Raw genomic sequence first — 5214 nt, 5'->3', positions numbered from 1 at the left:
GTGATACGCTGCATGCGTGGCTGGGCCCGGCGATCGGGCCGCTGCAGTTTGAAGTGGGGGAAGAGGTGCTGCAGGTGTTTGCGGCGAAAGACCCCGTCATGCGCAAGGCCTTCCAGCCTGTTGCCGCACGTCCGGGGAAATATCTGGCCGATATTTATCAACTGGCGCGCATCACTTTGGCAAACGTCGGTGTGACGCAGGTCAGCGGTGGTAATTTCTGTACCGTCAGCGAAGCCCGGCGCTTTTATTCATACCGCCGCGATGGTGTCACCGGACGCATGGCTTCTCTGGTCTGGCTGGAATAATACCGGAGGACCGGCAGCACGTAGCTGCTCAGGCTTCAGGTCGGCGCTCAGCCGATGGTGCATCCTTCTCACCATTTTTTTCCTGTTCCGCATTCCGCATCATTTCTTCACGTCGCTGCAATTCCTGCACACGACGTTTCCGCTTGCGCTGCCCGGTGCCCATCACGTATACAATTATCGATACCGGCAGGACGCCGTACAACAGGAAGGTTACGATGCCCGCGATGACGGATGCTTCCATGATGGCCATCATGAAAACGACGTAAATCCATGCGATGGCAATAATGTACATACATCCCTGAAATCAAATTCAAACCGCAAAGATACTCGAAAAGAGAATTGCCAGCATGAATAAGTCTGAATTGCCTCCGTCTCCTGCCATGCTTATCGATCCCGTCATTGCAGCGGAATTGCAGAGCGACTATGCACAAAGATTTTTGACTTTATGGCAGCAGATGCTGACGGCGCAGGTGCCGCCGCTGGCCGACAAGCGGTTTTCCGCTGCTGCATGGCAATCGAGTACCTTGCATGCCTTTAATGCATCAGCGTATTTGCTGAATGCAAAATTCCTGGCGGCGATGGCGGATGCGATGCAAGTGCCGCCTAAAGCCAAGCAGAAAATTCGCTTTGCAGTCGAGCAGATGGTCAACGCGATGTCGCCGGCAAATTTCCTTTTTTCCAATCCGGAAGCGCAGCAGAAAATTGTCGAGACCAATGGCGAGAGCCTGACTAATGGCCTCAAGCACCTGTTTGAAGATATACAGAAAGGCCGCATTTCGCAAAGCGACGAAACGGCATTTGAAGTCGGTCGCAATGTGGCAATTACCGAGGGGGCGGTGATTTTCGAGAACGAGCTGTTCCAGTTGCTGCAATACAAGGCGCTGACGCCCACCGTGTACGAACGGCCGCTGCTGCTGGTGCCGCCCTGCATCAATAAATACTACATTCTCGATTTGCAGCCGCATAATTCCTTCGTGCGTTACGCGGTCGAACAGGGACATACGGTGTTTCTGATTTCGTGGCGCAATGCCGATGCATCGATTGCGCATGCGACCTGGGACGACTATATAGAAAAGGGTGTGCTGCAGGCGATCAACGTCGCACAAGCCGTTTCCTCACAGGAAAAAATCAACGTACTGGGTTTTTGCGTAGGCGGCACACTGCTGACAAATGCATTGGCACTGGCATGTGCGCGCGGCGAGAAACCGGCCGCGAGCCTGACTCTGCTGACGACCTTTCTCGATTTTTCCGATACCGGCATCCTCGATGTGTATATCGATGAGGCGCAAGTACAGGAAACCGAGCAATCTATCGGGCATGGCGGCTTGATGAAGGGGCTGGATTTCAATGCGGCGTTTGCCAGTTTGCGTTCCAATGAACTAATTTGGAATTACGTGACATCTAATTACCTGAAGGGCGAAAATCCGGCACCTTTCGACATGCTGTACTGGAATGCCGACAGCACCAATCTGCCGGGCCCCATGTATTGCTGGTATCTGCGTAATACTTATCTGGAAAACAATTTGAAGCAGTCAGGCAAATTCAAGCTGGCTGGTAAAAAAATCGATTTTGGCAAAATCGATGCGCCCAGTTTTATTTACGGTTCGCGCGACGATCACATCGTGCCGTGGACCAGCGCCTATGCATCGACCGCCATATTGAATCGCAAGAAGCCGCAGCAAAATCGTTTTGTACTGGGTGCAGCCGGGCATATTGCCGGCGTGATCAACCCGCCCGGAAAGAGCAAACGTCATTACTGGGTCAATGATGAACATGCAACGGATGCGCTGTCATGGCTGGCCGGCGCCACTGAAGTAGCTGGCAGCTGGTGGCCGGCATGGAGCGATTTTCTGGCGCAGCATGCGGGCAAAAAAGTAAAGGCGCCGCACAAGATGGGGAACGCCCAATTCAAGGTAATCGAAGCTGCACCGGGTCGTTATGTGAAGGCGAAGGCGGCTTAAATGAAAGAAGGGCAGCCATGGGTGGAGAATTTTCTTGCAGTGCGGCAGGCAGATAAACCAGCTACTTATTGCGTAAACCTTTGTTTTTTAGCACTATAATGGCCTGACGAAGCGAGCGTCGCTCACTTAGTGAGACGACTGAAACAAATAAATGCGTTGCAACGCAACAAGTTGGGATTTCTGATGACGAGTACAAAAAAAATGGCCGAGCGTTTGATCAAGAAGTATCCGAATCGTCGTTTGTACGATACGCAAACCAGTTCCTACATTACGCTCGCCGACGTCAAACAACTGGTGCTCGATAGCGAACAGTTTTCGGTAGTCGATGCCAAGACAGATGAAGATCTGACGCGCAGTATTCTGTTGCAGATCATTCTGGAGGAAGAAGCCAACGGTTCGCCGATGTTTTCCAGCGCGGCCTTGTCGCAAATCATTCGCTACTACGGCCATGCAATGCAGGGCATGATGGGCTCGTATCTGGAAAAAAATATCCAGGCCTTCATTGACATCCAGAACAAGCTGACCGAAAACTCCAAAGGCCTGTACGAAGGCAAACCCTTCAGCCCTGAAATGTGGGCGCAGTTCATGAACGTGCAAGGCCCGATGATGCAGGGCATGATGAGCAACTACATCGAACAGAGCAAAAACCTGTTCGTGCAAATGCAGGAACAGATGCAAACGCAGTCGAAGAATATGTTCGGTGCCTTTCCTTTTGCCCCGCCACCACCACCTTCTGGTGATAAAAACAACAAGTAATAGCGTACAGCCATCCACCTTGCGTGAGATGGCAGGCAGGGCGGTCAAAAGGGTACAATAGCGGCTTCATTTCGTTATACCAATCCCACGCTTTTTTACCTGCCTGCACCATGACCAACGCTCTTCAAGCAACACCCAAAATCGGCTTCGTTTCCCTCGGATGCCCGAAAGCCCTGGTCGACTCAGAGCAAATCCTTACCCAGTTGCGCGCCGAAGGCTATGACACCGCCAAGTCCTACGATGGCGCGGATCTGGTGATCGTCAATACCTGCGGTTTTATCGATGCCGCTGTACAGGAATCGCTGGACGCCATCGGCGAAGCGCTGCATGAAAACGGCAAGGTCATCGTGACCGGCTGCCTGGGTGCGAAAAAAGACGCCAACGGTGATGACATCATCCAGAAAGTCCATCCGAAAGTGCTGGCCGTTACCGGCCCGCACGCACTCGGCGAAGTGATGGATGCCGTGCATCTGCATATGCCGAAACCGCATGCACCTTTCCTCGATCTGTTGCCGCCGCAGGGCATCAAGCTGACGCCCAAGCATTTTGCGTATCTGAAAATTTCCGAAGGTTGCAACCATCGCTGCAGTTTTTGCATCATCCCGTCGATGCGCGGTGACCTGGTATCACGCCCGATTGCCGATGTAATGATGGAAGCGGAAAATCTGTTCAAGGCCGGCGTCAAGGAGTTGCTGGTTATTTCGCAAGACACCAGCGCCTATGGCGTGGATATCAAATTCCGCATGGGCTTCTGGAACGGCAAGCCGGTCAAGACGCATATGACGCAACTGGTGGAAGCACTGGGCGAACTGGCGGCACCATACGGTGCGTGGGTGCGTTTGCATTATGTGTATCCGTATCCGCACGTGGACGCGATCATTCCGATGATGGCGGAAGGAAAAATCCTGCCATATCTGGACGTGCCACTGCAGCACGCGCATCCGGATGTGCTGAAGCGCATGAAGCGCCCGGCTAGTGGTGAAAAGAATATCGAACGCATCCAGGCGTGGCGCGCGATGTGTCCTGATCTGACGATACGTTCGACCTTTATCGCCGGCTTCCCTGGCGAAACCGAAGCGGAATTTGAATATCTGCTCGACTTCCTGAAGGAAGCGGAAATCGACCGTCTGGGCTGCTTTGCCTATTCACCAGTGGAAGGCGCTACCGCCAACGATATTCCGAATGCAGTGCCGGAAGAAGTGCGTGAAGAACGTCGCGGCCGCGTGATGTTGCTGCAGGAAGAAATTTCAAAGAAACGTCTGCAGGCAAAAGTGGGCAAGACCATGCGCGTGCTGATCGATGAAGTCAATCGCACCGGCGCCGCAACCGCTCGTTCAGGTGCCGACGCGCCGGAAATCGACGGCGTGGTCTATGTCAAGGCACCATATGAGCCGCATATCAAATACAAGGTCGGCGAATTCGTCGATGTAAAAATCACTGGCGCCGATGCGCATGATCTGTGGGCAGAGGCATGATGAAAAAAGTGTTTACCGTATCCCTGATCGCAACGCTGGCTTTGGCCGCTCATGTATTTGCTGCAGATGTGAAGCAAGCGGCAGTTGCACCAGTTGCGGCAGCCCCTGCATCAGCGTCTGTAGCCGTATCGTCTGCCCCCGCCATTTTTCAGAAACCGGTAGCCTTGCGCGGTACCGTCGGCGATGTACAGGTACAAGTCAACCTGCGTCCAAAAGAAGAAGTGGATGAAGGACATGAGGGCGAGTACTTCGTTTTCGGCAATTCACACAAGATATTGCTGGCTGGCGAAATCGAGAAAGATGGCATTCTTTTCATGGAAGAGTCCGTGAACGGTACGGATATTTCCGGCCAGTGGGATGGCAAGCTGGAGGGTGATGTCCTGGCTGGAACCTGGATGTCGGCGGATGGTTCGATTACCAAACCGTTTTCGCTGAAAATTATTCCGCAAGTACAAAAATCGTCGCAAAAACAAATTTCTTCCAGGGCCGGCCAGAAGGGCGTCGCCAGCAAACAGTAAGTTCCTCATCGGAGAATCGCGTGACAGATCGCCCATCCTTCCAGACCGCACTGATACACAATGACTATGTGGCGCCGGAAGGATTCGCCGCCTTCCCGCAAGCCATCCATCACGCATCGACAGTCTTGTTCAAGGATGTGGCCAGCATGCGCTCGCGCAACTGGCAGGACAAGACGGCTTATACCTACGGCTTGCACGG

Annotated in this window: 6 protein-coding genes and 1 pseudogene; 6 read left to right on the top strand and 1 reads right to left on the bottom strand. The window is 53.2% G+C overall.

Annotation, left to right across the window (positions count from 1 at the left end; translation table 11 throughout):
• Positions 1–305 (top strand): laccase domain-containing protein (locus ABWP27_RS12100; RefSeq protein WP_353157169.1); only part of this gene is annotated, 305 nt, incomplete at its 5' end.
• Between the two features lie 28 nt (positions 306–333).
• Here the strand turns inward: ABWP27_RS12100 and ABWP27_RS12095 are convergent.
• On the bottom strand, positions 334–597 hold the full coding sequence (locus ABWP27_RS12095) for a hypothetical protein (protein ID WP_353157166.1): 264 nt from the start codon (positions 595–597) through the stop codon (positions 334–336).
• Positions 598–652: 55 nt separating this feature from the next.
• Here ABWP27_RS12095 and ABWP27_RS12090 point away from each other — a divergent pair, with 55 nt between their 5' ends.
• The 5 genes and pseudogenes from ABWP27_RS12090 to ABWP27_RS12070 all read left to right on the top strand — a co-directional run.
• The gene (locus ABWP27_RS12090; RefSeq protein ID WP_502905343.1) at positions 653–2266 is read left to right on the top strand and encodes a PHA/PHB synthase family protein; all 1614 of its coding nucleotides are present in this window, start codon (positions 653–655) and stop codon (positions 2264–2266) included.
• A gap of 183 nt (positions 2267–2449) precedes the next feature.
• Positions 2450–3022 carry a polyhydroxyalkanoate synthesis repressor PhaR gene (gene phaR, locus ABWP27_RS12085; RefSeq protein ID WP_353157162.1) on the top strand — a complete coding sequence of 191 codons (573 nt, stop codon included), beginning with the start codon at positions 2450–2452 and terminating at the stop codon, positions 3020–3022.
• Positions 3023–3132: 110 nt separating this feature from the next.
• On the top strand, positions 3133–4497 hold the full coding sequence (rimO, locus tag ABWP27_RS12080) for a 30S ribosomal protein S12 methylthiotransferase RimO (protein ID WP_353157159.1): 1365 nt from the start codon (positions 3133–3135) through the stop codon (positions 4495–4497).
• Positions 4497–5015 carry a hypothetical protein gene (locus tag ABWP27_RS12075; RefSeq protein WP_353157157.1) on the top strand — a complete coding sequence of 173 codons (519 nt, stop codon included), beginning with the start codon at positions 4497–4499 and terminating at the stop codon, positions 5013–5015. Before rimO ends, ABWP27_RS12075 begins: the two co-directional genes overlap by 1 nt.
• Before the next feature lie 20 nt (positions 5016–5035).
• Positions 5036–5214 (top strand): annotated as a pseudogene (locus tag ABWP27_RS12070) (cystathionine beta-lyase); the annotation flags it as partial.

Source organism: Herminiimonas fonticola (assembly GCF_040395855.1).
GTDB lineage: Bacteria > Pseudomonadota > Gammaproteobacteria > Burkholderiales > Burkholderiaceae_D > Oxalicibacterium > Oxalicibacterium fonticola_A.
The sequence above is the reverse complement of the archived record's forward strand: the minus strand, read 5'-3'. Positions and strand labels throughout refer to the sequence as shown.